The sequence below is a fragment of the Rhodanobacter sp. FW102-FHT14D06 genome (assembly GCF_043950705.1).
Lineage (GTDB): Bacteria > Pseudomonadota > Gammaproteobacteria > Xanthomonadales > Rhodanobacteraceae > Rhodanobacter.
In genome coordinates this window covers 2,031,572-2,054,912 of sequence record NZ_CP170722.1, presented here as the reverse complement: position 1 = coordinate 2,054,912, position 23,341 = coordinate 2,031,572, and the positions used below count along the sequence as shown (strand labels likewise).

At 67.2% G+C, this 23,341-nt stretch carries 22 protein-coding genes; 3 read left to right on the top strand and 19 right to left on the bottom strand.

All coding sequences use genetic code 11. From position 1 onward, the window contains the following. Positions 1-9: 9 nt before the first annotated feature. Genes pilQ through ACFCQI_RS09265 form a run of 5 tightly spaced genes read right to left on the bottom strand, consistent with a single transcriptional unit; the run spans position 10 to position 5,254 of the window. Positions 10-2,232 carry a type IV pilus secretin PilQ gene (pilQ, locus tag ACFCQI_RS09285; protein ID WP_395121199.1) on the bottom strand — a complete coding sequence of 741 codons (2,223 nt, stop codon included), beginning with the start codon at positions 2,230-2,232 and terminating at the stop codon, positions 10-12. A 55-nt stretch (positions 2,233-2,287) separates the two neighbouring features. Beyond that, positions 2,288-2,830 (bottom strand): pilus assembly protein PilP, encoded by a 543-nt coding sequence (locus ACFCQI_RS09280; RefSeq protein WP_395121197.1) that lies wholly within the window; start codon positions 2,828-2,830, stop codon positions 2,288-2,290. Continuing rightward, a complete protein-coding gene (locus ACFCQI_RS09275) occupies positions 2,830-3,480 on the bottom strand; it encodes a type 4a pilus biogenesis protein PilO (protein WP_395121195.1) in 651 nt (216 codons plus the stop codon). Before ACFCQI_RS09275 ends, ACFCQI_RS09280 begins: the two co-directional genes overlap by 1 nt. Beyond that, entirely contained in the window at positions 3,477-4,196 is a 720-nt protein-coding gene (locus ACFCQI_RS09270; RefSeq protein ID WP_395121193.1) for a PilN domain-containing protein, read from the bottom strand. Before ACFCQI_RS09270 ends, ACFCQI_RS09275 begins: the two co-directional genes overlap by 4 nt. Then, positions 4,196-5,254 carry a pilus assembly protein PilM gene (locus ACFCQI_RS09265; RefSeq protein ID WP_395121191.1) on the bottom strand — a complete coding sequence of 353 codons (1,059 nt, stop codon included), beginning with the start codon at positions 5,252-5,254 and terminating at the stop codon, positions 4,196-4,198. Before ACFCQI_RS09265 ends, ACFCQI_RS09270 begins: the two co-directional genes overlap by 1 nt. A gap of 254 nt (positions 5,255-5,508) precedes the next feature. Here ACFCQI_RS09265 and ACFCQI_RS09260 point away from each other — a divergent pair, with 254 nt between their 5' ends. Further along, positions 5,509-8,040, top strand: a complete 2,532-nt coding sequence (locus tag ACFCQI_RS09260; RefSeq protein WP_395121189.1) for a penicillin-binding protein 1A — start codon at positions 5,509-5,511, stop codon at positions 8,038-8,040. Between the two features lie 57 nt (positions 8,041-8,097). Continuing rightward, entirely contained in the window at positions 8,098-8,772 is a 675-nt protein-coding gene (locus ACFCQI_RS09255) for a hypothetical protein (protein ID WP_395121187.1), read from the top strand. Between the two features lie 81 nt (positions 8,773-8,853). Here the strand turns inward: ACFCQI_RS09255 and ACFCQI_RS09250 are convergent, their stop codons facing one another. The 7 genes from ACFCQI_RS09250 to rpoZ all read right to left on the bottom strand — a co-directional run bounded on the left by ACFCQI_RS09250 (position 8,854) and on the right by rpoZ (position 17,082). Next, positions 8,854-10,149 (bottom strand): citrate synthase, encoded by a 1,296-nt coding sequence (locus ACFCQI_RS09250; RefSeq protein ID WP_395121185.1) that lies wholly within the window; start codon positions 10,147-10,149, stop codon positions 8,854-8,856. A gap of 315 nt (positions 10,150-10,464) precedes the next feature. Further along, the gene (locus ACFCQI_RS09245; protein ID WP_395121183.1) at positions 10,465-10,719 is read right to left on the bottom strand and encodes a type B 50S ribosomal protein L31; all 255 of its coding nucleotides are present in this window, start codon (positions 10,717-10,719) and stop codon (positions 10,465-10,467) included. Between the two features lie 75 nt (positions 10,720-10,794). Then, complete coding sequence (locus ACFCQI_RS09240) at positions 10,795-11,730, bottom strand: nucleoside hydrolase (protein ID WP_395121181.1); 936 nt, start codon at positions 11,728-11,730, stop codon at positions 10,795-10,797. 70 nt (positions 11,731-11,800) lie between these two features. Next, on the bottom strand, positions 11,801-13,915 hold the full coding sequence (gene recG / locus ACFCQI_RS09235; RefSeq protein ID WP_395121179.1) for an ATP-dependent DNA helicase RecG: 2,115 nt from the start codon (positions 13,913-13,915) through the stop codon (positions 11,801-11,803). Positions 13,916-13,996: 81 nt separating this feature from the next. Next, on the bottom strand, positions 13,997-14,380 hold the full coding sequence (locus ACFCQI_RS09230; protein WP_395121177.1) for a RidA family protein: 384 nt from the start codon (positions 14,378-14,380) through the stop codon (positions 13,997-13,999). A gap of 121 nt (positions 14,381-14,501) precedes the next feature. After that, entirely contained in the window at positions 14,502-16,670 is a 2,169-nt protein-coding gene (locus ACFCQI_RS09225) for a RelA/SpoT family protein (RefSeq protein ID WP_395121176.1), read from the bottom strand. Positions 16,671-16,791: 121 nt separating this feature from the next. Then, a complete protein-coding gene (rpoZ, locus tag ACFCQI_RS09220) occupies positions 16,792-17,082 on the bottom strand; it encodes a DNA-directed RNA polymerase subunit omega (protein ID WP_007509529.1) in 291 nt (96 codons plus the stop codon). Between the two features lie 226 nt (positions 17,083-17,308). Here rpoZ and ACFCQI_RS09215 point away from each other — a divergent pair, with 226 nt between their 5' ends. After that, positions 17,309-18,109, top strand: a complete 801-nt coding sequence (locus ACFCQI_RS09215; RefSeq protein ID WP_395121174.1) for a VacJ family lipoprotein — start codon at positions 17,309-17,311, stop codon at positions 18,107-18,109. Positions 18,110-18,125: 16 nt separating this feature from the next. On the opposite strand, the gene ACFCQI_RS09210 is transcribed toward ACFCQI_RS09215, so the two are convergent. The 7 genes from ACFCQI_RS09210 to ACFCQI_RS09180 all read right to left on the bottom strand — a co-directional run bounded on the left by ACFCQI_RS09210 (position 18,126) and on the right by ACFCQI_RS09180 (position 23,308). Beyond that, a complete protein-coding gene (locus tag ACFCQI_RS09210; RefSeq protein ID WP_395121172.1) occupies positions 18,126-18,425 on the bottom strand; it encodes a lipid asymmetry maintenance protein MlaB in 300 nt (99 codons plus the stop codon). Continuing rightward, entirely contained in the window at positions 18,422-19,105 is a 684-nt protein-coding gene (locus ACFCQI_RS09205) for a phospholipid-binding protein MlaC (RefSeq protein ID WP_395121170.1), read from the bottom strand. Before ACFCQI_RS09205 ends, ACFCQI_RS09210 begins: the two co-directional genes overlap by 4 nt. A gap of 60 nt (positions 19,106-19,165) precedes the next feature. Beyond that, entirely contained in the window at positions 19,166-20,020 is an 855-nt protein-coding gene (mlaD, locus tag ACFCQI_RS09200) for an outer membrane lipid asymmetry maintenance protein MlaD (RefSeq protein WP_395121169.1), read from the bottom strand. 34 nt (positions 20,021-20,054) lie between these two features. Continuing rightward, positions 20,055-20,831, bottom strand: coding sequence for a lipid asymmetry maintenance ABC transporter permease subunit MlaE (gene mlaE, locus ACFCQI_RS09195; protein WP_395121167.1), 777 nt, complete (start codon positions 20,829-20,831; stop codon positions 20,055-20,057). Next, positions 20,828-21,664, bottom strand: a complete 837-nt coding sequence (locus ACFCQI_RS09190) for an ABC transporter ATP-binding protein (RefSeq protein WP_395121165.1) — start codon at positions 21,662-21,664, stop codon at positions 20,828-20,830. The genes mlaE and ACFCQI_RS09190 overlap by 4 nt, the downstream gene beginning before the upstream one ends. Before the next feature lie 166 nt (positions 21,665-21,830). Further along, on the bottom strand, positions 21,831-22,451 hold the full coding sequence (gmk, locus tag ACFCQI_RS09185) for a guanylate kinase (protein ID WP_395121163.1): 621 nt from the start codon (positions 22,449-22,451) through the stop codon (positions 21,831-21,833). After that, complete coding sequence (locus ACFCQI_RS09180; RefSeq protein ID WP_395121161.1) at positions 22,448-23,308, bottom strand: YicC/YloC family endoribonuclease; 861 nt, start codon at positions 23,306-23,308, stop codon at positions 22,448-22,450. Before ACFCQI_RS09180 ends, gmk begins: the two co-directional genes overlap by 4 nt. Between the last annotated feature and the right edge of the window lie 33 nt (positions 23,309-23,341).

Sequence of the window (23,341 nt, the reverse complement as noted above, 5' to 3'; positions counted from 1 at the left end):
CGTGGCGGCTTACTGCAAGGTGTCGCTGAGGATGCGCGGCGTCACGAAGATCAGCAGCTCCGCCTTGGTGGTGCTGCGCTTGGTGTTGCGGAACAGCGCGCCGAGACCGGGGATGTCGCCCAGCCCGGGCACCTTGGAGACGGTGTTGCTCTTGTTGACCTCGTAGATGCCGCCGAGCACCACGGTCTGGCCGTTGTCGACCAGCGCCGAGGTGTTCACCTCGCGCGTGTCGATCTGCGGCACCTGGCCGTTCGGCGTGTTGAGGAAGCCGGCCAGCGCATCCTTCTTCACGTTGATCGCCAGGTAGACGCGGTTGTCGGCGGTGATCGTCGGGGTCACCTTCAGCTCCAGCACGGCGTCCTTGAACTGCACCGAGGCGGTCGGTGCGCCACCGGTGCCGGAGCCCTGGTTCTGGTAGGTGACGTAACCGACTTCCTGGCCCTGGCGGATCACGGCCTCCTGCTGGTTGGCGGTGATCACGCGCGGGCTGGAGATCACCTCGCCACGGCCTTCGGATTGCGCTGCGGAGAGCTCCAGGTCGATCGCGTAGTTGGCGCCGAGGATGGCGAAGCCCAGCGTGCTGCCGCCGTTCACCGGCATGTTCACGTTGAAGCCGCCGGGCAAGGTCACCGCACCCGGATGCGGCGGAGCACCCTGGCTGCCGTTGGCCACCCAGTCGGTGACTGCGTTGTTGTAGTTGACGATGTTGTTGTGCACGCCGGTGCCGTACTTCAGCGCGCCATCGCCGGTCGGTGCGGTGGTGATGATGTTGTTGTTGTTGGTCTGGTTGCCCGACACGCCCCACTTCACGCCCAGCTCGCGGGTGAAGTCGTCGGTGGCCACCACGATGCGCGATTCGATCAGCACCTGCTGCACCGGCTTGTCCAGCACGGCGATCAGCTCACGCAACTGCTTGATCTTCTCCGGCGTGTCGTTGAGCAGCAGGGTGTTGGTGCGCTGGTCGAACGAGACGCTGCCGCGCGGCGAGAGGAAGCCGCGCTGGGCGTTGGCGCCGCCGCCGCCACCGCCACCCTGCATGCTGCCGGTGGTCAGCAGCTTGGCGATGTCGGAGGCCTTGCCGTAGCTGATCGGCACGTAGTCGGTGACCAGCTCGGCGGTGTCCTGCGCCTTCAGCTTGGCGTCGGCCAGATCCTGTTCGTACTTGGCCAACTCAGCCTGCGGCGCGACCCAGATGACGTTGCCGTTGCGGCGCTTGTCCAGGCTCTTGGCGCGCAGGATCACGTCCAGCGCCTGATCCCACGGCACGTTGACCAGGCGCAGGGTGACGCTGCCGCCGACGCTGTCGGAGGCGACCAGGTTGAGCCCGGAGATATCGGCGATCAGCTGCAACGCCGAGCGCACTGGGATGTCCTGGAAGTTGAAGGTGACGCGCTTGCCGTTGTAATTGGGCTGCGCGTCCAGCTTGGCCAGGCGCTCATCCTTGGCGGCGGCCTTCTTCGGTGCCACCTCGACCACGTACTGGTCGGGGGTCTGGTAGGCCGAGGTCTCGACCGTCCCCTTGGTGTCGATCTCGATGCGCGCGCCGCCACCGTTGCCGACGCGGCTGGTGATCGACTGCACCGGGGTAGCGAAGTCCAGCGTATCCAGGCGCTGCGCGAGGTTGGCCGGCAGGTTGGCGTGATCGATGGTGACCACCACCTTGTCGCCCTGACGGGTCATTTCCGGCTGCGCGCCGCTGCCGCTGAAGCTGACCAGCACGCGGCCCTCGCCGTTCGGGCCGCGACGGAAGTCGATGTTGGAGATCGCCGGGCCATCGGAGGACGACGGCAGCCGCTTGGTCGGGTCGATCGTGGAGGCGGTGGTGACCGCCTGGTCGGCGGTGCCGTTGTTGATCGTCAGCACCAGGCTGTTGCCATCGACGCTGGCGCGGTAGCTCGACGCGCGCATCAGCTCGACCACCACTCGGGTGCGCCCACCGGCAGACACTGCCGAGACGCCGGAGGTCGAACCCTTGCCGATGTCCATGTGCCGCCCGGCGGCATTGGTCGTATCGGGCAGGTCGACCGCGATGCGCGGCGGATTGTCCGTGGTGAAGATCTTCGGCTCCGGCACCGGGCCGTCGCCGAAGTTCAGGTGCAGCTGGACGCTGCCGCCTGGCAAGGCGTCGTAGCTGATGTTCTTCAGCGTGGTGGTGGCCGCGATGGCGGCACTGGCCCAGGTGGCACCGACGATCAGCAGGCCCATCAGGAAGTAACGGCTCGCATGGCGCATGACTCGGCCCCGCACGGATTGGAATTGGTTGGTCATTGCATCTGCCCCTGTGTACCTATTGCTCGCCGAGTGCGACGCTGGCGGGACGTTCCATCCAGCCACCATTGCCGTTGGATACCAACTCGACCAGATCGACATGGTCTTCGCTGATGGCGGTGATGTGTCCGTAGTTCTGTCCCATGTATTCCCCCACATGGACGCGATGGATGACACCACCCGGGTCCTTGATCAGGACCTCCATCTTCGGACCGACACCAACCGTACCGACCATCTTGAGGCTGTCGAGGGCGAACATCTCCAGCGGCTCCTTGGCCCGGTTGGCGTCCGGCCGCGGTCCGCTGGTCGCGTTGTCGTTCTGCAGTTCGGCCGTGCTGGGGCTGAACGGATCACGCTTGTCCTGGTCTTCGTACTTGAACGTCTCGAAGGTCTTGATCACGGGCAGCGGCGGAATCGGCGCACCCTTCTTGGCCTTCTCCTGCGCGACCCAGGTGCGCAGGTCGGACATGCCGCGGGTGCAACCGGCCAGAACCAGCACAGCCAGCAGGATCAGCAGCAGCCGCGTCACGCCGGCGGACTTGCGGGCAATCGACTTGTTCATCATTTCTTCGCCCCCGCCTTGGTTGCCGCGGCAGCGCTTTCGTCGTCATCGAGATAACGGTAGGTCTTGACCGTGCCCTCCAGCACCAGTTGTCCGGTGCCAGCCGTGCCCGCCTTGGTCGGCGCCTTCGGCGTCAGCGAGACGTCGTGCATGGTGAGGATGACCACTCGCGGCAGCGAAGCCACGCCGCTGATGAAGGTGCCGAACTGATGGTAGGTGCCGGTGAACTTCAAGGCGATCGGTCTCTCCGCGTAGAAGTCCTTGGGCGTTTCCGCGCCTGGCACGAACAGGTCACTCTCCAGCCCCGCGGCCTGCGCGGTCTGCGAGATGTCGATCAGCAACTCGGGCATCTCGGTCTTGCTGGGCAGCTGGCGCAGCAACTGGCGCAGCATGTCCTGCATCTCGTTGAGCTGCTGCTCCAGCGCCTCGAGATTGACCGACTTGGCCTGCTTGGTGGAGAACTCCTGCTTGAGGCTGTTCTCCTTGGTGGCCAGCGTGTCGAGACTGTCCTGCTGGTCGCTGACGATGAAGTACCAGCCCACCAGCAGCACCACCGCGAGGACCAGCACGGTGAAGAAGATCTTGACCGACTGCGGCCAGCCGCCGACGTTGTTCTTGTCGAGGTTTTGCAGATCGCTGAAGAAACTCATGATCCGGCACCTCCCTTGGCAGCGGCGGCAGGGGTGGGCGTGACTTCCGGCGTTGACCTGGCCGTGGCGGAGGTCGCGCTGGCCGGCGGCGCGTTGAGCGCTGCAGGTACGGCCGGCGTGGCCGTGGAGGTAGTCGGTTCCACCTGCGCCTTGGTCGGGTCGACCTCGTCGGTCTTGGGCCGGCTCAGCGTCACGTTGAGGCCGAACTGGTAGGGCATGCGGGTCGCATCATGGGTGTTTTCGGTCTTGCGCAGGTCCGCATGGCCCATCCACGGCGAGGACTCGATGTTGCGCATGTACTCGGCGACGCTGGCGTTGGACTGCGCCACGCCGTCGAGCGACATCGACTGGCCGCTCTGCTTGAGCGCGGTCAGCCGCGCACTGGTCGGGATGGTTTTCACCAGTTCGTCGAACAGGTGCACCATCTGCGAGCGATCGGCCTGCAACTGCTCGATGATCTGCTTGCGCGCCAGCAGGTGCTCGCGCACTTTTTCCAGATCCTTGATCTTGGCGATGCGCACGTCCAGCTGCTTGATTTCGGTCTGCAGGTAGGCGTTGCGGTCGTTCTGGTTGTCGATGCGCTGGTCCATCCAGAAGATCCACAGCAGCAGCAGCAGCACGGCGGCCACGAAAGCGGCGGCCAGCTGCATGTAGAACTCGCGTTCGCGCTGCTTGCGCCGCTCCGCGCGCCACGGAAGTAGGTTGACGTGTGCCATCAGTCGAAGCTCCTCAGGGCGAGGCCGACCGCGATCATCAGGGCCGGGGCATCCTGCGCCAGCGCCTGGGCCTGCACCCGCGGCGACAACGACATGCGGGCCAGCGGGTTGGCGACCACGCAAGGCACGCCGAGCTGCTCTTCCAGCATCGGGCCCAGTCCCTCGATCGAGGCGCAGCCGCCGGCCAGCACCACCTGGTCGACCTTGCTGTATTCGCTGCCGGCGAAGAAGAACTGCAGCAGGCGGCTGATCTGCTGGATCAGCGACTCCTTGAACGGCTCCAGCGCCTCGGTCTCGTAGGACTCCGGCAGGCCGCCCTTGCGCTTGGCGCGGCCAGCCTCCTCGTAGGAGAGCCCGAAGCGGCGCATGATCTCGTCGGTGAGCTGCTTGCCGCCGAACACCTGTTCGCGCGAATAGATGGTGCGCTGGTTGCGCAGCACGGAAAGCGTGGTCATGGTCGCGCCGATGTCGACCACCGCCACCAGGGCGTCGCGGCCGACGTTGAGCTGGTCGGCGACCATCGCGAAGGCGTTCTCCATCGCGAAGGCCTCCACGTCGATGACGCCGGCAGTGAGGCCGCCCAGATCCAACGCCGCCACGCGCATGTCGACGTTCTCGGTGCGCGAGGCCGCCAGCAGCACGTTGTTCATGTCCGGGTTGTCGCGTACCGGGCCGATCACCTCGAAATCGAGGCTGACCTCGTCGATCGGATACGGGATGTACTGATTGGCCTCGACCTGGATCTGGCCCTCGAGGTCATCGTCGGATAGCTCGCTGGTCATCGGGATGATCCGCGTGATCACCGCCGACCCGGCCACCGCGGCGGCGGCGTGCTTGAGCTTGGAACCCGAGCGGGCCAGGGCGCGGCGGATCGCGTCGCCCACCGCCTCGACCTCGACGATGTTCTTCTCGACCACCGCATTGGGCGGGAGCGGTTCCACCGCGTAGTGCTCCACGCGATAGCGCCCGCCCGCCTGACTCAGCTGCAGCAGCTTGACGGCGGTCGAACTGATGTCGACGCCGATCAGCGCCGGCTTCTTCGGTGTAAAGAGCCCCACGGTGTGTCCCCCTTGCCGCTGACGCCCTGACCAGAGTTCTGGCGGGATGCGCAGTGGCATTAAATCTAAAAATTAACGCAATGGCAACGGTCTACAGGAACTTTCTCAAGTAATTGGCGTGATGTCCACCACATTTGCAGAGCTTGCCCGGCTGGCGCGCCTCTTGCTTTGCGGAGCCGTCCTCGGTTGCCTGACGAGCATGTTGCTACATCTATACTCTGTCATGCTTTGACTCAGGTCTCGCTATCCACACCATGCGAATTTTCAAGCGTTTGTTGCGCTGGGCACTGCTCCTGGCCTTTTCCGGTTTGCTTCTGGCAGTGCTCGCGACAGGCGTGGCGTACTGGTTGATAGCTCCCCGGCTGCCCTCGGTGGCGGTGCTCAAGGACTATCACATGCAGGTGCCGCTGCGCGTGCTGAGCGCCGATGGCAAGCTCATCGCGACTTTCGGCGAAACCCGGCGCATCCCGGTGGACATCGCCGAGGTGCCCGACCGGCTCAAGCACGCGGTGCTGTCGGCGGAGGACGCCGACTTCTACCACCACCCCGGCGTGGACTGGCGCGGCATCGCCCGGGCCGGCTGGCACGTGATCATCACCGGCGGCGACAAGGGACCCGGCGGCTCCACCATCACCCAGCAGGTGGCGCGCAACTTCTTCCTGAGCCCGGAAAAGCTGTACTCGCGCAAACTTACCGAGATCTTCATCGCGCTGCGCATCGAGCACGAGCTGACCAAGGACCAGATCCTGGAGCTCTACCTCAACAAGATGTTCCTCGGCCATCGTTCCTATGGCGTGGCGGCGGCGGCCGAGTACTACTACGGCAAGACGCTGGACCAGCTCACCGTGGCCGAGTGCGCGGCGATCGCCTCCACTTTCCAGCTGCCCTCGGCGGTCAATCCGATCAACAGCCCCAAGCGCGAGATGGCACGGCGCAACTGGGTGCTCGGCGAGATGCTGCGGCACAACTACATCACCCAGGCAGTGTACGAACAGGCGGTGGCCGAGCCGAATCGCGCCTTTGCCCACGAGCAGCCGATCGAGGTCGACGCGCCCTACCTCGCCGAGATGGTGCGCCGGCAGGTGCTCGACCGCCTCGGCAATGACGCCCTGACCGAAGGCTACGTGGTCCGCACCACGGTGCAGAGCATGCGCCAGCAGGAGGCGGTGGACGCCCTGCGCGACGGCCTGGTCGCCTACGACCACCGCCATGGCTGGCGCGGGCCGGAGGCGCACAAGGAGCTGGCCGAGGGCGCCAGCGAGGCGGATTTCGACCAGGTGCTGGCCAGTTACGGCAGCGTCTCGGGCATGCAGCCGGGACTGGTCATCAGCAGCGACGCCGACCATGCCAGCGTGTACCTGTCCAGTCACGAGAGCGCCCGGCTCGACCTCGACGCGGTGAAATGGGCTCGGCCGCACATCAGCGACAGCCGCGTCGGCGCCGCGCCCACGCGGGTCGATGCCGTGCTCAAGCGCGGCGACGTCATCCGCCTGGCCCGCGACGAGAAGGGCAACTGGCAGCTGGCGCAGATACCCGCCGTGCAGGGCGGGCTGGTCTCGCTCAATCCGGAAGATGGCGCGATCGAGGCCCTGGTGGGCGGCTTCAACTTCAACCGCAGCAAGTTCAACCGCGCCGTCATGGCCGCGCGCCAGCCGGGTTCGAGTTTCAAGCCGTACCTCTATTCCGCCGCTTTCGATCGCGGCTTCACCCCGGCCTCGATCGTCAACGACGCACCGCTGGCGCTGCCCGACCCCTCGCGCCCCAACGGCATCTGGACGCCGTCCAACGACGACGGCAAGTTCGCCGGCCCGATGCGCCTGCGCGAGGCGCTGGTGCAATCGAAGAACCTGGTCTCGGTGCGACTGCTGGATGCCATCGGGGTGAGCTACATGCGCGAATACGCCACCCGCTTCGGGTTCTCGCAGGACGCGATCCCGGCCAACCTGTCGATGGCCCTGGGCACCGCCTCGGTCTCGCCGATGGGCATGGCGCGCGGCTACGCCGTGTTCGCCAACGGCGGCTACCTGGTCACGCCGTATTTCATTCACGAGATCGACGACCGCGACGGCAAGCCGGTGTACCTGGCCAATCCCGCCCGCGCCTGCCGCAACTGCCAGGAACGCCTGCTCGACACGCGCCCGCCCGGCCCGCCGCCGCCGGACATGGCCCGGCCGCCGGCCAATCGCCTGGCGACCGCCGGCAGCACGGACGCGCCCGCCGAGTCGGAGAGCGTCGACGGTGTCGGCGATGCGGTGCTGCCGGCCGACATCCACGACGGCGCCCGGCATGCACCGGTACTCGCCCCGCGGGTGATCGGTCCGCGCAACGACTACCTGATCACCTCGCTGATGAAGGACGTGATCCTGCGCGGCACCGGTTCGGCCGCGCGCGCGCTGGAGCGCCCCGACCTGGCCGGCAAGACCGGCTCCACCAATGACCATCGCGATGCCTGGTTCGTCGGCTTCGACGGCGAGTTGTCCACCGCGGTCTGGGTGGGTTTCGACGACTACAGCTCGCTCGGCCGCGGCGAATTCGGCGCCAAGGCGGCCCTGCCGGTGTGGATGCAGTACATGGGCGCGGCGCTGAAGGGGCTGCCGCCCAGCACGTTGCCGATGCCGCCCGGAATCAGTACGGTATGGATCAACCGCGAAAGCGGCCTGCCGACCGGTGCGGACGACCCCAACGGCATGAACGAGATGTTCAAGGTGGAAGACGTCGACCGCCTGCGCAGCCAGGCCGCCCAGCAGAAGGAGCAGGACAAGCAGCACGCCTACGAGATCTTCTGACCCGGGGGCAGGCGACGCCGCTCCCGGACGCCGCCATCCAATGTCGAGGAGTGCGTCATGTCCCGAGGCGAACACCACCGCATCCACGCCCATGACCGGCTGCAACGCAATCGCCTGCGCGTGGCCCAGGAAGCGGCCCGGCTGATGAGCGAGCACGGCATCCGCAATTTCCACCATGCCAAGCTCAAGGCCGCCGAACGGCTGGGCATACTCGACAGCCAGGCGCTGCCGCGCAACCTCGAGATCGAACAGGCGCTGCGCGAACACCAGCGCCTGTTCCTCGGCGACAGCCAACCCCAGCTGCTGCGCCAGCGGCGCGAGGCGGCGGTCGAGGCGATGACCTTCCTCGCCCCGTTCGAACCGCGCCTGGTCGGCGCCGTGCTCGACGGCACCGCCGACATGCATTCGGCGGTGTGCCTGCACGTGTACAGCGACGATGCCGAAGCGGTGGTGCGTTTCCTGCGCGAGCACGGCGTGCCGCTGGAAATGCAGGTGCGCCGCCTGCGCTACAGCCGCACCGAGCAGCCCGAGTACCCGGTGCTGCTGTTCGCCGCCGACGCCGTGCCGTTCGACCTCACCGTGCTGCCGCGCAACGCGCTGCGCCAGGCGCCGCTGGATCGCACCGACGACCGGCCGATGCGCCGCGCCGCGCTGGCCCAGGTGGAGATGCTGCTGGCCGAGGACGATGCCGACGAGGGCTTCGAACAGCGCCTGCGCGCCGCGTTGCGCTGACCGCGCCGAGCGCCAGATGCAGAACGCCCCGGCCGGGCCGGGGCGTTCTGCGCGAAACCGAGGATCAGCCCAAGCGGTGAATCAGCGCTTGCCGGCCGGCACGTAATCACGCACGTCGGCGCCGGTGTAGACCTGGCGCGGACGGCCGATGCGCGATCCGGGCGTTTCGTGCTGCTCGATCCAGTGCGCGATCCAGCCGGCGGTGCGCGCGATGGCGAACATCACGGTGAACATCTCGGTGGGGATGCCCAGCGCCTTGTAGATGATGCCGGAGTAGAAATCGACGTTCGGATACAGCTTGCGCTCGACGAAGTAGTCGTCCTTCAGCGCCGCCTCTTCCAGCTTCATCGCCACGTCCAGCATCGGATCGTTGACGCCCAGCTCGTCCAGCACCTTGTGGCACATCTCGCGAATGATCTTGGCGCGCGGGTCGAAGTTCTTGTAGACGCGGTGGCCGAAGCCCATCAGGCGGAAGCTGTCGTTCTTGTCCTTGGCGCGCAGGATCGCCGACTCGACGTTGTCCGGCTTGCCGATCTCCTCCAGCTGCTTGAGCACCGCCTCGTTGGCGCCGCCATGGGCGGGGCCCCACAGCGCGGTGATGCCGGCGGCGATCGAGGCATACGGGTTGGCACCGGTGGAACCGACCAGGCGCACGGTGGAGGTGGACGCGTTCTGCTCGTGGTCGGCATGCAGGATGAACAGCAGGTCCAGCGCCTTGGCCGCCACCGGGTTCATCTGCAGCGGCTCGCTCGGCACCTCGAACATCATGTGCAGGAAGCGGGTGACGTACTCGAGGTTGTTGCGCGGGTAGCGCACCGGCCAGCCGATCGTGTAGCGGTAGCAGGCTGCCGCGATGGTCGGCATCTTGGCGATCAGGCGGATCGCCGCCATCTTGCGGTCGGCCGGGTCTTCCACGTCCAGCTTGTCGTGGTAGAACGCCGACAGCGACGCCACTGCCGCGGCGAGCATCGCCATCGGGTGCGCGTCGTGGTGGAAGCCCTGGAAGAAGTTCTTCTGCGCCTCGTGCATCATCGTGTGATGCGTGATGTCATGTTCGAACGTGTCGAACTCGGCAGCATTGGGCAACTCGCCGTTGAGCAACAGATAGGCCACTTCGAGGAAGCTGGACTTCTCGGCCAGCTGCTCGATCGGGTAACCGCGATACAGCAGCACGCCCTTGTCGCCGTCGATGTAGGTGATGGCACTCTTGGTGCTGGCAGTGCTGCCGAAGCCCGGGTCATAGGTGAAATGGCCGGTGTCCTTGTACAGCGTGCCGATGTCGATGCACGCGGCACCGAGCGTGCCGGAAACCAGCGGCAGTTCGCTGCTCTTGTGGCTCGATTCATCGACCAGCTTGACGGTCTTGGGGTCGGACACGGAAACCTCCTCGCATGTGGTTCGTCGCCGGCGACGACGGTGGGGACGTCATCGCACGGCAAGGGAAAGGGTGGATGTCGGCAGCCGGGGAAAGCACGCGACGCAACCGATGCCGGAAACCGGCTGGAACAAGCTCCGCGAAGACTTGCGCCACTCTGCTGCAGGCATCGGGCCACTGCCCATTATCGCACAACGGCGGTCGCGCATTCGATGGCGAATGGTCGTACGCCGGGCACGAAAAAGACACGGGGCAAGCCTGCGCCTGCCCCGTGTCTCGAACCGCCCGCAACCCGGAGGGAGCGGAGGTAAAAGGGTTTATTCCTTGACCGAACCGGCGTAGCGGCGGCGGAACTTGTCCACGCGGCCACCCACGTCCAGGGTCTTCTGCTTGCCCGTGTAGAACGGGTGCGAATGGCTGGAGATATCCACCTTGATCAGCGGGTACTCATTGCCGTCTTCCCACTTGACGGTTTCCTTGCTGGACATGGTCGACCGGGTGAGGAACGAGAAATCGGACGACAGATCCTGGAACACCACCGGGGCGTAGTTCGGATGGGTATCGGCTTTCATGACAGACTCTGAATGCGGCGGTGAAAAGAGCGGCATTGTAGCGGGCAACGCCGGGAACGCGCAAGCACGGGGGGTTCAGCCGGGCACCCCCAGCGCGCGCTGCACCATCGCGGCAAAGCGGGTGTGGTCGACCTCCAGCACGATGTTGGCCTGCGCCGGCCGGCCCAGGCGCCCTTTCCAGTCGACCACGGTGGCGCCGCGGGTCAGGCGGCCGTCCAGCTCTACCGCGACCGCGCGGCGTTCGCTGCGGGTGACGATGGTCGGGTCGAGCGCGACCGCCATCGCCAGCGCATCGGCCGCCACCAGCCCGTGGCGGTCGTGTTTGGCGTTGTAGCCCCGCGCGGTCGCCGCGATCTTGCCGAAGAACGCCGCGCGCCGGTCACCGGCAGCGAGCCAGCGGTCGAACTCCGCGTCGTCGAAGGCGTGGCGCAGGGTTGCCTCCCAGTCCACCAGGTCGAACGACGGGAACGCCTCGAACACGACGTGCGCAGCCTCGGGGTCGAAACCGATGTTGAACTCGGCCGGCACCTTGCCGGTATTGCCGTGGCCGGTCACCGCGCCGCCCATCACCACCAGCCGCTTCACCCGCTGCGGCAGGCCGGGGTCGAGCCGCAACGCCAGCGCCAGGTTGGTCAGTGGCGCCAGTGCCACCAGGGTCAGCTCGCCGGGACGCTCGAGGGTCAGGCGCAGCAGCGCCAGCGCAGCGGACTCGGCGGCGACCGCGGCGGCGGGCTCGGCGAAGCCGACGTCGCCGAAACCGTCACGCCCATGCACGAACGCGGCATCTTCCTCCGGCGCACGCACCAGCGGCATGGCGCAACCGGCGAACACCGGCGTGGCCAGGCCAAGCAGGTCGACCAGCGTGCGTGCGTTGCGCAGGGTGTGCTCCAGGCCGACGTTGCCGGCGGCAATGCCGAGGCCGGCGATGTCGGCATGCGCGGCGGCCATCAGGATGGCGAGGGCGTCGTCGACGCCGGGATCGGTGTCGATCAGGAGTTGCGGCTTGGTCATGTGCATCGGGTTCCTGTCCAGCCGTCCAGTTTATGGGATGAAACGGCGGGGGGCGACTGCCGATGACCGCTCACGCATCTGCGAACCGCGCGGCGCCGCCGATCCAGCGCTCGATCAACCGGCTGGTCTGGTCGGGGAACTCGGCCAGCATGCGCTCGCCCACCGCCTGCACCGCGGGCAGCAGGTGCGCGTCGCGCGACAGGTCGGCGATGCGGAAGGCGAGCTGGCCGGTCTGGCGGGTGCCGAGCACTTCACCGGGGCCACGCAGTTCCAGATCCTTCTCGGCGATGCGGAAGCCGTCGCTGGTTTCGCGCATGACCTGCAGGCGCTCGCGCGCGAGCTGGCCCAGCGGCGGTTGATACAGCAGCACGCAGTTGGAGGCCACCGCGCCGCGGCCGACGCGACCACGCAACTGGTGCAGCTGTGCCAGGCCAAGCCGCTCGCTGTTCTCGATCACCATCAGGCTGGCATTGGGCACGTCGACGCCGACCTCGATCACCGTGGTGGCCACCAGCACGGCCAGCTCGCCGGCCTTGAACGCGTCCATCACCGCCTGCTTGTCCTTTGCCTTCATGCGGCCGTGGATCAGACCCACGACAAAGCCCTCCAGCGCCGCGCACAACTCGGCGTGGGCGACTTCGGCCGCCTGCGCGCGCAACTGCTCGGATTCCTCGATCAGGGTGCACACCCAGTACACCTGCCGCCCCTCGGCGCAGGCGGCATGGATGCGCTCGATCACTTCGGCGCGGCGCGCATTGGATACCGCGATGGTCTGCACCGGCGTGCGTCCGGGCGGCAATTCGTCGATCGACGAGACGTCGAGATCGGCATACGCGCTCATCGCCAGCGTGCGCGGAATCGGCGTGGCGGTGAGCACCAGTTGATGCGGCACCAGTCGGTCCTGGCGGCCCTTCTCGTGCAATGCCAGCCGCTGCTGCACGCCGAAGCGGTGCTGCTCGTCGACGATCACCAGGCCCAGCCGCGCAAATGCCACGCCCTCCTGCATCAAGGCGTGCGTGCCGATCACCACCGCCGCGCCGTCGGCCACGCGGGCCAGCGCCTGCCGGCGTGTCTTGCCGGTGACCTTGCCGGCCAGCCATTCCACCTCGATGCCCAGCGGCTGCAACCACTGCCGGAAGTTGCGCAGATGCTGCTCGGCCAGCAATTCGGTCGGTGCCATCAGGGCGGTCTGGTAGCCCGCGTGCACCGCGGCCAGCGCGGCCAGCGCGGCCACCACGGTCTTGCCGCTGCCGACGTCGCCCTGCACCAGGCGCAGCATCGGCTGGGCCTGCGCCAGGTCGCGCGCGACCTCCTCGCTCACGCGCTGCTGCGCCGCGGTGAGGCGGAACGGCAATGCGCGCAGCAATTGCCGATGCAGCTGCCGCGGTGCGCCCAGCACCGGCGCACGGCGTTGCCGCACCACGGCGCGCAGGCGCTTGAGGCTAAGGTGCTGGGTCAGCAACTCCTCGAAGGCGAGCCGCTGCTGGGCCGGGTGGCGACCGAGCAGCAACTGGCCCAGGTGCGCGTCCGGCGGTGGCCGGTGCACGTAGAGCAGCGCATCGCGCAGCGAGGTCAGCCCGTGCGTGCGGCACAGCGCCGGCGGAATAAGCTCCAGTTGCCCGGCCGGCGGCAGCAGGGCCAGTGCCTTGCCGATCACCGCGACCAGGCGCTTCTGGCCCAGGCCCTCGGTAGTGGGATACACCGGACTGAGCTGCTCGTCGACCACCGAGGCTTCGCTGTCACCCAGGCGCTGGTAGCTCGGGTGCACCATCTCCAGCCCCTGCGCGGCATGGCGCACCTCGCCGTAGCAGAGCAGCCGCGTGCCCGGCACCAGTTGTTCGGCCTGCGCACGATTGAAATGGAAGAAGCGCAGCAGCAGGGTCTGCGCGCTGGCGTCGCCGATCGCCACCTTGAGTTGCGGGCGATGGCGGAAGCCGCGCTCGACGGCCTCGACCACGCCCTCGACCTGCGCGCGTTCCCCGGCGCGCAAGTCCGCGATCGCGGTGATGCGCGTCTTGTCCTCGTAGCGCAACGGCAGGTGGAACCACAGATCCTGCACCCGCGTCAGGCCGAGCTTGCCCAGCGACGCGACCAGCGCCGGGCCCACGCCGGGCAACGTGGCGAGCGGCGCGATGCCGGGGTCGGCAATGGCGGGAGAAACGGGACGGGCGTTGCGCGTGGCCATGAAACCCAAGCCTAACCGAGCATCCCCGTCAGTCGTAAGGATGCCGCCGCTGCGGGCTGTCGGCGACAGCCGCGACGTGGATCAGTCCAGCACCATGATCGCATCGACCTCTACCTGCGCCGCCTTCGGCAACGCGGAAACCTCGATGGTCGAGCGCGCCGGATACGGCTGCTGGAAGTATTCGGCCATCACCGCGTTGACGGCGGCGAAGTTGGCCAGGTCGGTGACATAGATGCCCACGCGCACGATCTGCGCCAGCGAGCCGCCGGCAGCCTGCGCCACCGCGGCGAGATTGTCGAACACCCGTCGCGTCTGCACGCCGATGTCGCCGTCGACCAGGCTGCCGGTGGTCGGGTCCAGCGGGATCTGGCCGGAAAAATAGACGGTGTTGCCGGCACGCACGGCCTGCGAATACGGGCCGATGGCGGCCGGTGCCTGGCCAGTGGAAATGATGCTGCGGGACATGGGCGGTCTCGGGATTCGGGATTCGGGATTCGGGATTCGGGATTCGGGAAGACTATCGCCGCACCGGAGGAAAGCAAACACCCCGGAACGCCCGAACCGTTCCCGATCACCGATTCCCGGGTTACAGCGGATACCGCCGCACCGCGCTGACCACGCCGGTGCGGCGCACGCGGCGGATCACGTCGGCCAGGTGCTTGCGGCTCTTCACTTCCATCGAGAACAGCAGCGTGGCCGCCGAGGCATCGCGCTCGACGTACTCGACGTTCTCGATGTTGGAATCGGCCGCCGCAATCGCCGCCGCCACGGTGGCGAGCACGCCCGGGCGGTTGATCACCTCGATGTGCAACTGCGCGCGGTAGTCGCCCTTGACGTCGCGATCCCACTCGATCGCCACCAGCCGTTCCGGCGAGCGGCGCAACTCGACCACGTTCGGGCACTCCACGCGATGCACCACGATGCCCTTGCCGGAGGACAGGTAGCCGACGATGTCGTCGCCGGGCAGCGGGTGGCAGCAGTTGGCAAAGCTGAGCACGCCGCGCTCGCCGCCGCTGATGCGGATCTTCTCCTGCGCCAGCGCCACGCCTGCCTTGGAGCCGGCGGCCTTCTTCCAGCGCGAGCCCAGCAACTGGCGCGCGACCACGTCAGGCATGCGGTTGCCCAGCGCGATGTCGGAGAGCAGCTCCTCCAACCGCTTGAACTTGGAGGTCTTCAGGAAGCGGTCGAGCGTCGTCGGCGCGATCGCGTCGAGGCTGCTGCCGAGCGCATCCAGCGCGCGATCCAGCATCCGGTGGCCGAAATCGACCGCGTCCTCGTGCTGCAGATGTTTCAGGTACTGGCGGATCGCGGTGCGCGCCTTGCCGGTGACCACCACCTCCAGCCACGCGGGGTTGGGCACGGCCGAGGGCGCGGTGATGATTTCCACCAGCTGGCCCGATTCGAGCCGGCTGCGCAGCGGGGTGAGTTTCTTGTCCACGCGCGCGGCCACCGCGTGGTCGCCCACGTCGGTGTGCACCGCGTAGGCGAAATCCAGCGCAGTGGCATGGCGCGGCAGCGAGAGGATGTCGCCGCGGGGGGTAAACAAATAGACCTCGTCGGGGAACAGGTCGATCTTGACGTTCTCGATGAACTCCGAGGAGGACACCGTGTTCGCCGAACTGTCCACCATCGACGCCAGCCACTCGCGCGCGCGCACCTGGGCACTGTTGGCCGGGCCCGAATCGGTCTTGTAGGCCCAGTGCGCCGCCACGCCGCGTTCGGCCACGGAATCCATTTCGGCGGTGCGGATCTGCACCTCGATCGGCGCGCCGAACGGCCCGAGCAGCACCGTGTGCAGCGACTGGTAGCCGTTCGCCTTGGGGATCGCGATGAAATCCTTGAAGCGCCGGTCCACCGGCTTGTACAGCGCGTGCACCGCACCAAGCGCCACGTAGCAGCTGGTGGCGCTGTCGACCACCACGCGGAAACCGTACACGTCCATCAGCTGCGCGAACGTCTTGTGCTCGTTGCGCATCTTCGAGTAGATGCTCCACGGCGACTTGATCCGCCCGACCACGTGGGCGCTCAGATGCTCGGACGCCAACTGCGTGGTGAGCGCGGTCTCGATCTTGCTCATCACCTCGCGGCGGTTGCCCAGCGCGGCGCGGATGCGCTCGCTGATGACCCGGTAGCGGTCCGGATACAGCGCGCGGAAGCCTAGATCCTGCAGCTCGGCCTTGAACTTGTTCATGCCCAGGCGCTGCGCGATCGGCGCGAAGATCTCCAGCGTCTCGCGCGCGATGCGGCGGCGCGAACCCTGGTCCTTGGCGCCCAGCGTGCGCATGTTGTGCAGGCGATCGGCCAGCTTGATGAGGATCACGCGGATGTCGCGCGCCATCGCCAGCAGCATCTTGCGGAAGCTTTCCGCATCGGCTTCCTGGCGCGTGCCGAAGCGCATCTTGTCCAGCTTGGTGACGCCGTCCACCAGCTCGGCCACCACCTCGCCAAACTCGCCGGCCAGCGCTTCGCGGCTCAGTTCGGTGTCTTCCAGCGTGTCATGCAGGATGGCCGCGATGATTGTTTCGGCATCCAGCCCCAGCTCGGCCAGGATGCTGGCCACTGCCACCGGGTGGGTAATGTACGGCTCCCCGCTCTTGCGCTCCTGCCCCGCATGCGCCTGTGCGCCGACGGCGTACGCACGCAACACCAGGGTGACTTGTGCGGGGGGCAGATAAGCGATGCGCTCTTTCAGCGCCAGCACGTAGGGTGGCCAGGCGGCCGGATCGACCGGAGCCGGTGGAGCGGTCGCGGGCATCGGTGCCTGGCGCCGGCTCAGGCGCCCACCCCGGAAGCGAGGTGTCCGGAGACTGTCGGGCGCGCGCGCTCGCTCATGCCCTGCAAGGCATGATTGCGGCAGCGCCGGCAGTCATCGCCCATCAGTCGTCGCCGCCCTTGGAAAGGTCGTCGTCGACTTCCGCGGCGGCCCACTCCAGCGCTTCGCGCTCGGCGCGCTCGCGCTCGGCCTTGTCGATCTGGTCGATCGTGGCCTGGTCGATGCGACGGGCCGCGATCTCGCGCAGCGCCAGCACCGTGGGCTTGTCGTGGTCGGGGTTGACCGCCGGTTCGGCACCCTTCTCGAGCTGTCGTGCGCGCTTGGTGGCCATCAGGACCAGCTCGAATCGGTTGTCGACCACCTCGAGGCAGTCCTCCACGGTAATGCGTGCCATGTGAAATCCTTCGGAGAATAGTGACTTATACGGTCGACCAGTGTAGCCAGCAGGTGCTTTGCTGGCAATGCGGGCGACGCGTATCATGGTGGGCTGGCCGCGAATACGGCTGCATTCACGAAAGCGGCCCGAAAGCCGTGCAAGATATAAAACCAGACAGTACACTTATACTGTCCCCGACGCGAATCCCCACCGCACGATGCCCTCATTGCCTCGCCCCCATTCCATGAGCCGCTGGTTGGCGGTGCTCGCGATCGCCTTGCTGGCGGGCTGCGCCATTGCCAAGCCGCGCACCGACGACCCGCTGGAGAAGTACAACCGCGAGGCGTACCAGTTCAATACTGCAGTGGACAAAGTGGCCATACGGCCGGTGGCGCTGGTCTACCGCAAGGTCACCAACCCGCCGGTGCGGCGTTCGTTCAGCGACTTTTTCACCAATATCCGCACCCCGGTCACGGTCGCCAACGACCTGCTGCAGGCGCGGCCCAAGCAGGCCCTGCAGAGCACTGCCCGTTTCCTGGTCAACCTCACCCTGGGCATCGGCGGTTTCTTCGACCCGGCCAGCCAACTGGGACTGCCGATCGAGGACAACGACTTCGGCATCACGCTGGCACGCTGGGGTGCGCCGGAAGGCGATTTCCTGATGCTGCCGCTGTTCGGCCCCAGCACCGCACGCGACATGTGGCGGATGCCAGTGGACAGCTATTTCTTCGATCCGCTGAGCCTGTACGCCGCCAACCACCACTACAACGGCCTGCAGTACGCGCCGCAGGCGATGTATCTGATCACGCTGCGCTCGCGCGCGATCGACGCGGAGAGTTTCCTGCAATCGGCCTACGACCCGTACGTGTTCATCCGCGACGCCTACCGGCAACAGCGCCTGTACAAGCTTTACGACGGCAACCCGCCGGCGGCGCTGATCGAACGGATGCAGGGACTGGATACGCCCGGCTTCGACCCGGACGAGCTGCTGGAACAGCAGCACGATTGGGAAAAGGGTCACCCCAAGCAGGACGACCAGCACTGAGCCCTGCGGGCACGACTCACGCCAGCAGCGTATCGACCTCGCAGACCTGGGCCAGCGCCTGCATGCTGGCCGGCATCCCGACCACCCGCAACGGACGACCTCGCCGGTTCGCTTCCGCGGCGGCAGCCAGCACGCAGGCCAGGCCGGCGCTGTCGCAATGACTGACGCCCGCCAGGTCCAGTTGCGCCACCTCGCCATCCAGCGCCGCGCGCATGGCTGCGAGCGCAGCCGCGGCGGTGCCGAAATCAAGCACGCCGTTCACCGCCAGGACAGTCGGCGCCACGATGTCCAGGCGGAAACCCGTGGGCGCATTCACTGGCTGTCCTTGCTGTCCTTGTCGAGCGTGTCGAGTGCCTTCTCGCCCTGGGTTTCCAGGTTGGTGATCAGCTGCTCGATGCCGACCTTGCGGATCTCCGCGTCCACCTGGTTGCGGTAATTGGTGACGTAGGAGATACCTTCGATGATCACGTCGTACGCCTTCCAGTCGCCGCTGCGGCTCTTGCGGAACGCGTAGTCGATCGACACCAGCTTGCCGTCGTCCAGCACCACCTGGGTGCGCACCACGGTGCGCTTGTCGTTGAGGTCGCCGTTGAACGGCAGCACCTTGACCTTGCCGCGGGTGTAGTTGAGCAGACCCTCGGCGTAGCGATGGGTGATCGAGTTGTAGAACGCCTTGGCGAAGCGGTCGCGCTGTGCCGGGGTGGCCTCGCGTGCATGCCGGCCGAGCACGAGGATCGAGGCGTAGTCGATGTCGAAGTGCGGCAGGAACACGTCGTCGATGATGGCGATCAGTTTTTCCTTGTCCCGCTTGAGCTCGTCGCGGTGACCCTCGATCGCGGTGGCCAGCTGGTCGGCGATGCCCTGCACGATCTGCACCGGGGTCTGCTGGACGGCCGCCGGCGCGGCGGCCGTGGCCGCATCCTGGGCGAACGCCGGGGCACCGACCACAACAGTGGCGAACGCAAGGGCGGTGGCAAGGGCCAGTCTGCGCAGCATGGGGTTACTCCTTGGGGCATGGCCGGCGGCAGGCGCCGCCGACGGGGATTCGATGGGGTTCTACTGCTTGCCGCTGCCGGCGTCCTTCTTGTCGCCGGGCGAACCGTTGACCAGGAACTTGCCGATCAGATCCTCCAGCTGCATCGCGGACTGGGTCAGGATCATCTCGTCGCCGTTCTTGAGCACGTCGGGCGAGCCGCCCGGCTGGATCGCAACATACTGGCTGCCGATCAAACCGCTGGTGAACACCGCGGCGGCCGAATCGTCGGGAATCTGGTCGTAGCGCTTGTCGATCGCCAGGATGACCTCGGCGTTGAGCTTGGTCGGGTCGGCGCGCACCGATTGCACGCTGCCGATCACCACGCCGGCCATCTTCACCGGCGCGCCCGCCGACAAGGTGCCCACGTTGGTGAAATCGGCCTTGACCGTGTAGCTGCCGCCGATGTTGTCGACCACGCCGCCGGCGCCGAAGAACTTGCCCAGCATCTCCTCCAGCGGCTGCGACGACTTGGTCCGCGCCAGCGTGCCGCCGGCGGCCACCATCTGTTTCGCGCTGCCGTAGTCGATGCCCACGTACTGGTCGCCGAGCAGGCCGCTGGTGAAGATCGTCGCCACCGAATCCTGCGGGATGTGGTCGTAGCGCTTGTCGATGGACAGCTTCACCTCGGCCGCGTCGCGCCCCGGCGCCAGCGTGATCGCCTGCACCTGGCCCACGCGCACGCCGGCGATCTTCACCGGCGCGCGCTCCTTCAGCTGGCCGATGTTGGTGAACTGCGCGGTGACGTCGTAGCTGTCGCCCTGGCGCACGTTGTTGGCCACCGAGCTGGTCTGCGTCGCCAGGTAGGCCAGCGCGGCGAAGCCCAGCACGATGAACAGGCCGGTGCCGACGGCATAGGAACTTCTCGGTTGGCTCACGGCAGAATCCTCGGAAAACGATGGGTCATGGCAGTCACATCAGGAAGGCGGTGAGGACGAAGTCGAGCGCCAGGATGGCGATCGACGAGGCGACCACGGTACGGGTGGTGGCGTACGCCACGCCCTCGCTGGTCGGCGGCGTGGTGAAGCCCTGGAACACCGCGATCAGCGATACCACCGCGCCGAACGCCAGGCTCTTCAGCAGCACGCCGTTGACGATGTCGGTGTGCACGTCGACCTGGGCGGTCATGTTCGACCAGAACGTGCCGTTGTCGATGCCGAGCCAGGTCACGCCGACCAGGTGGCCGCCGAAGATGGCCATCGCGCAGAACACGCAGCACAGCAGCGGCATCGCGATCAGGCCGGCCAGGAAGCGCGGCGTGGCGACGTAGGCGATCGGGTCGACCGCCATCATCTCCATCGCGGAAATCTGGTCGGTGGCGCGCATCAGGCCGATCTCGGCGGTGATCGCGGTGCCGGCGCGCCCGGCGAACAGCAGCGCGGTGACCACCGGCCCCAGCTCGCGGTACACCGACAGCGCCACCACCATGCCGCTGGCCGAGGTGCCGCCGAAGATCGACAGCACGTGGTACAGCTGCAGCATCAGCACCATGCCGACGAACAGGCCGCAGACCATGATGATGGTCAGGCTCATGGCACCGACAAACCACAGCTGACGGACGGTTTCGCGCAGGTAGCGGAAGCTGCGCGGGATCGCCGCCAGCAGGGTCAGCAGAAACAGGCCGCAGCCGCCGATCTGCGCCAGCGACTGGGTCAACACGTTGCGGGGTTGCGGGGCGTGCGCGTTCATTTCGTTGCCTCGGCAAAGCCCAGCGCGGCGGCGTAGTCGCCAGCCGGGTAGCGGAACGGGATCGGGCCGTCCGCCTCGCCGCCGAAGAACTGCCGCGTCCACGGCGAGCCGTCGTCGGCGATCGTCGCCGGGTTGCCCTGTGCCACCACCTTGCCGTTGGACAGCAGGGCCACATGGTGGGCGATGCGCTGCACCGCGGGCAGTTCGTGCGAGACCAGCACGCTGGTGATGCCGAGGGTCTGGTTCAGCGTCTGGATCAGCTTCAGCACCTGGTTCAGCGCCACCGGGTCCAGCCCCACGAACGGCTCGTCGTACAGGATCAGCTGCGGGTCGAACACGATCGCCCGCGCCAGCGCCACTCGCCGCGCCATGCCGCCGGACAGCTCGTTCGGCATCAGCCGCGCCGCGCCGCGCAAACCCACCGCCTGCAGCTTCATCAGCACCAGGTTGCGGATCAGCACCTCCGGCAGTTTCGTGTGCTGGCGCAGCGGGAACGCCACGTTCTCGAACACGTCGAAATCGGTCAGCAGTGCGGAGTTCTGGAACAGGTAGCCCACGCCCTCGCGCAGCTTGTACAGCTCCTCGCGCGACAGCTCGGCGACATTGTGGCCATCGACGTGGACACTGCCGGCTTCGGCGCGCATCTGCCCGGTGATGTGCTTGAGCAGGGTGGTCTTGCCGGTGCCGCTGGGGCCCATGATCGAGGTGATCTTGCCGCGCGGGATGTCGAGATCCAGCGTGTCGAAGATGGTCTTGCCGTTGAGCACCGTGGTCAAGCCGCGGATGCGCACCAGGGTGGCGTCATCGGATGGCGGGCGGACGGATGGAGTCATGAAGGCGGCAACCACGGAAAAGAACAAGGTAATGGAACCACGCCGGCAACGCCACGCAAACCCGCCCTGCCCGGGCAGGAGCCCGCTCGCGGGCGATGCCTTTGTCGAGGTTCGGGATTCGGATTCCGGATTCGCAATAGCAAAAGCATCGCCCGCGAGCGGGCACCTACGGGGCCAGCAGTTCGGCGATCAAGGCCTCGTGCCGCCGCCATTGCAAGGTGCTGCGCAGGCGCACGGTGCGCACGATCGCCTGCAGGTCGGCCAACGCCTGGTCCAGGGCATCGTTGACCAGGATGAAATCGAACTCGTGGGCATGCGCGATCTCCCCGCGCGAATTGTGCAGCCGGCGCTCGATCACCTCGGCGCTGTCCGAGCCGCGGCCGCGCAGGCGCCGTTCAAGTTCTGCCCGCGACGGCGGCAGGATGAACACGCTGACGCAATCGGGCTTGCTCGCGCGAATCTGCTGGGCTCCCTGCCAGTCGATCTCCAGCAGCACGTCGCGACCCTGCGCCAGCAGCTCCTGCACGATGGTGCGCGAGGTGCCGTAGAGGTTGCCGTGCACCTCGGCATGCTCCAGGAAGATGCCTTCGGCGATCTGCCGCTCGAACGCGGCACGCTCGACGAAGTAGTAATGCCGCCCGTACGTCTCGCCCGGCCGCGGCGGCCGCGTGGTGTGCGAGATCGACAACGCGATCCCCGGCTCGCGCTCCAGCAGCGCGTTGACCAGGGTGGACTTGCCGGCGCCCGATGGCGCGGCGACCACGAACAGGGTGCCTGCTTCAGTCATTCGATGTTCTGCACTTGTTCGCGCATCTGCTCGATCAGCACCTTGAGCTCGACCGCCGCGTTGGTGCTGCGCGCGTCGACCGACTTGGAGCCGAGCGTGTTGGCCTCACGGTTGAACTCCTGCATCAGGAAATCCAGCCGGCGGCCGACCGGTTCGGCCAGGCCCAGCACGCGGCGCGTCTCGGCGATGTGGGTGGCGAGCCGGTCCAGCTCCTCGTCCACGTCGCTGCGGGTGATCTGCAGCACCAGCTCCTGTTCCAGCCGGCCCGGCTCGACCGGCTGCTTGAGGTCGGCCAGCCGGGTTTCCAGCCGGGTGCGCAGCGCGGTGCGGATCTCCGGCATCCAGCCGCGCACCTCGGCGACCACGCGCTCGATCGCGTCGAGCCGCTCGTGCAGGATCGCGCCCAGCTTCTCGCCCTCGCGTTCGCGGGTGGCCGCCAGCGCATCCAGCGCGCGGTCGAGCACGTCGAACAGCGCGGTTTGCTGCGCTTCGGGATCGACCTCGGCCTGCTGCATCACGCCCGGAAAGCGCAGCAGCTCGGTGAACTGCACCTGCAGGCCGGGGAACAGCGCGGCCATGTCCAGGTTCAGCTCGGACAGCCGCGCGAGCAGTGCGCCGTTCACCTGCAACGCCTCGCCGCGCCCCTCGCCCGCGCGACGCACGGTGAGGTCCAGCTTGCCGCGCGACAGCTTCGCCGCCACCCGCTCGCGCAACTGCGATTCGAACGCGCGCAGGTCGTCCGGCAAGCGCGGGCTCAGCTCCAGGTAGCGATGGTTGACCGTGCGCAGCTCGCAGCTGAGCGTGCCCGCGGGGCCGGTGGTTTCGGCACTGGCGTAGGCCGTCATGCTGCGGATCATCGGCGCCTTCCGGACATCGGGGAAAGGACGCAA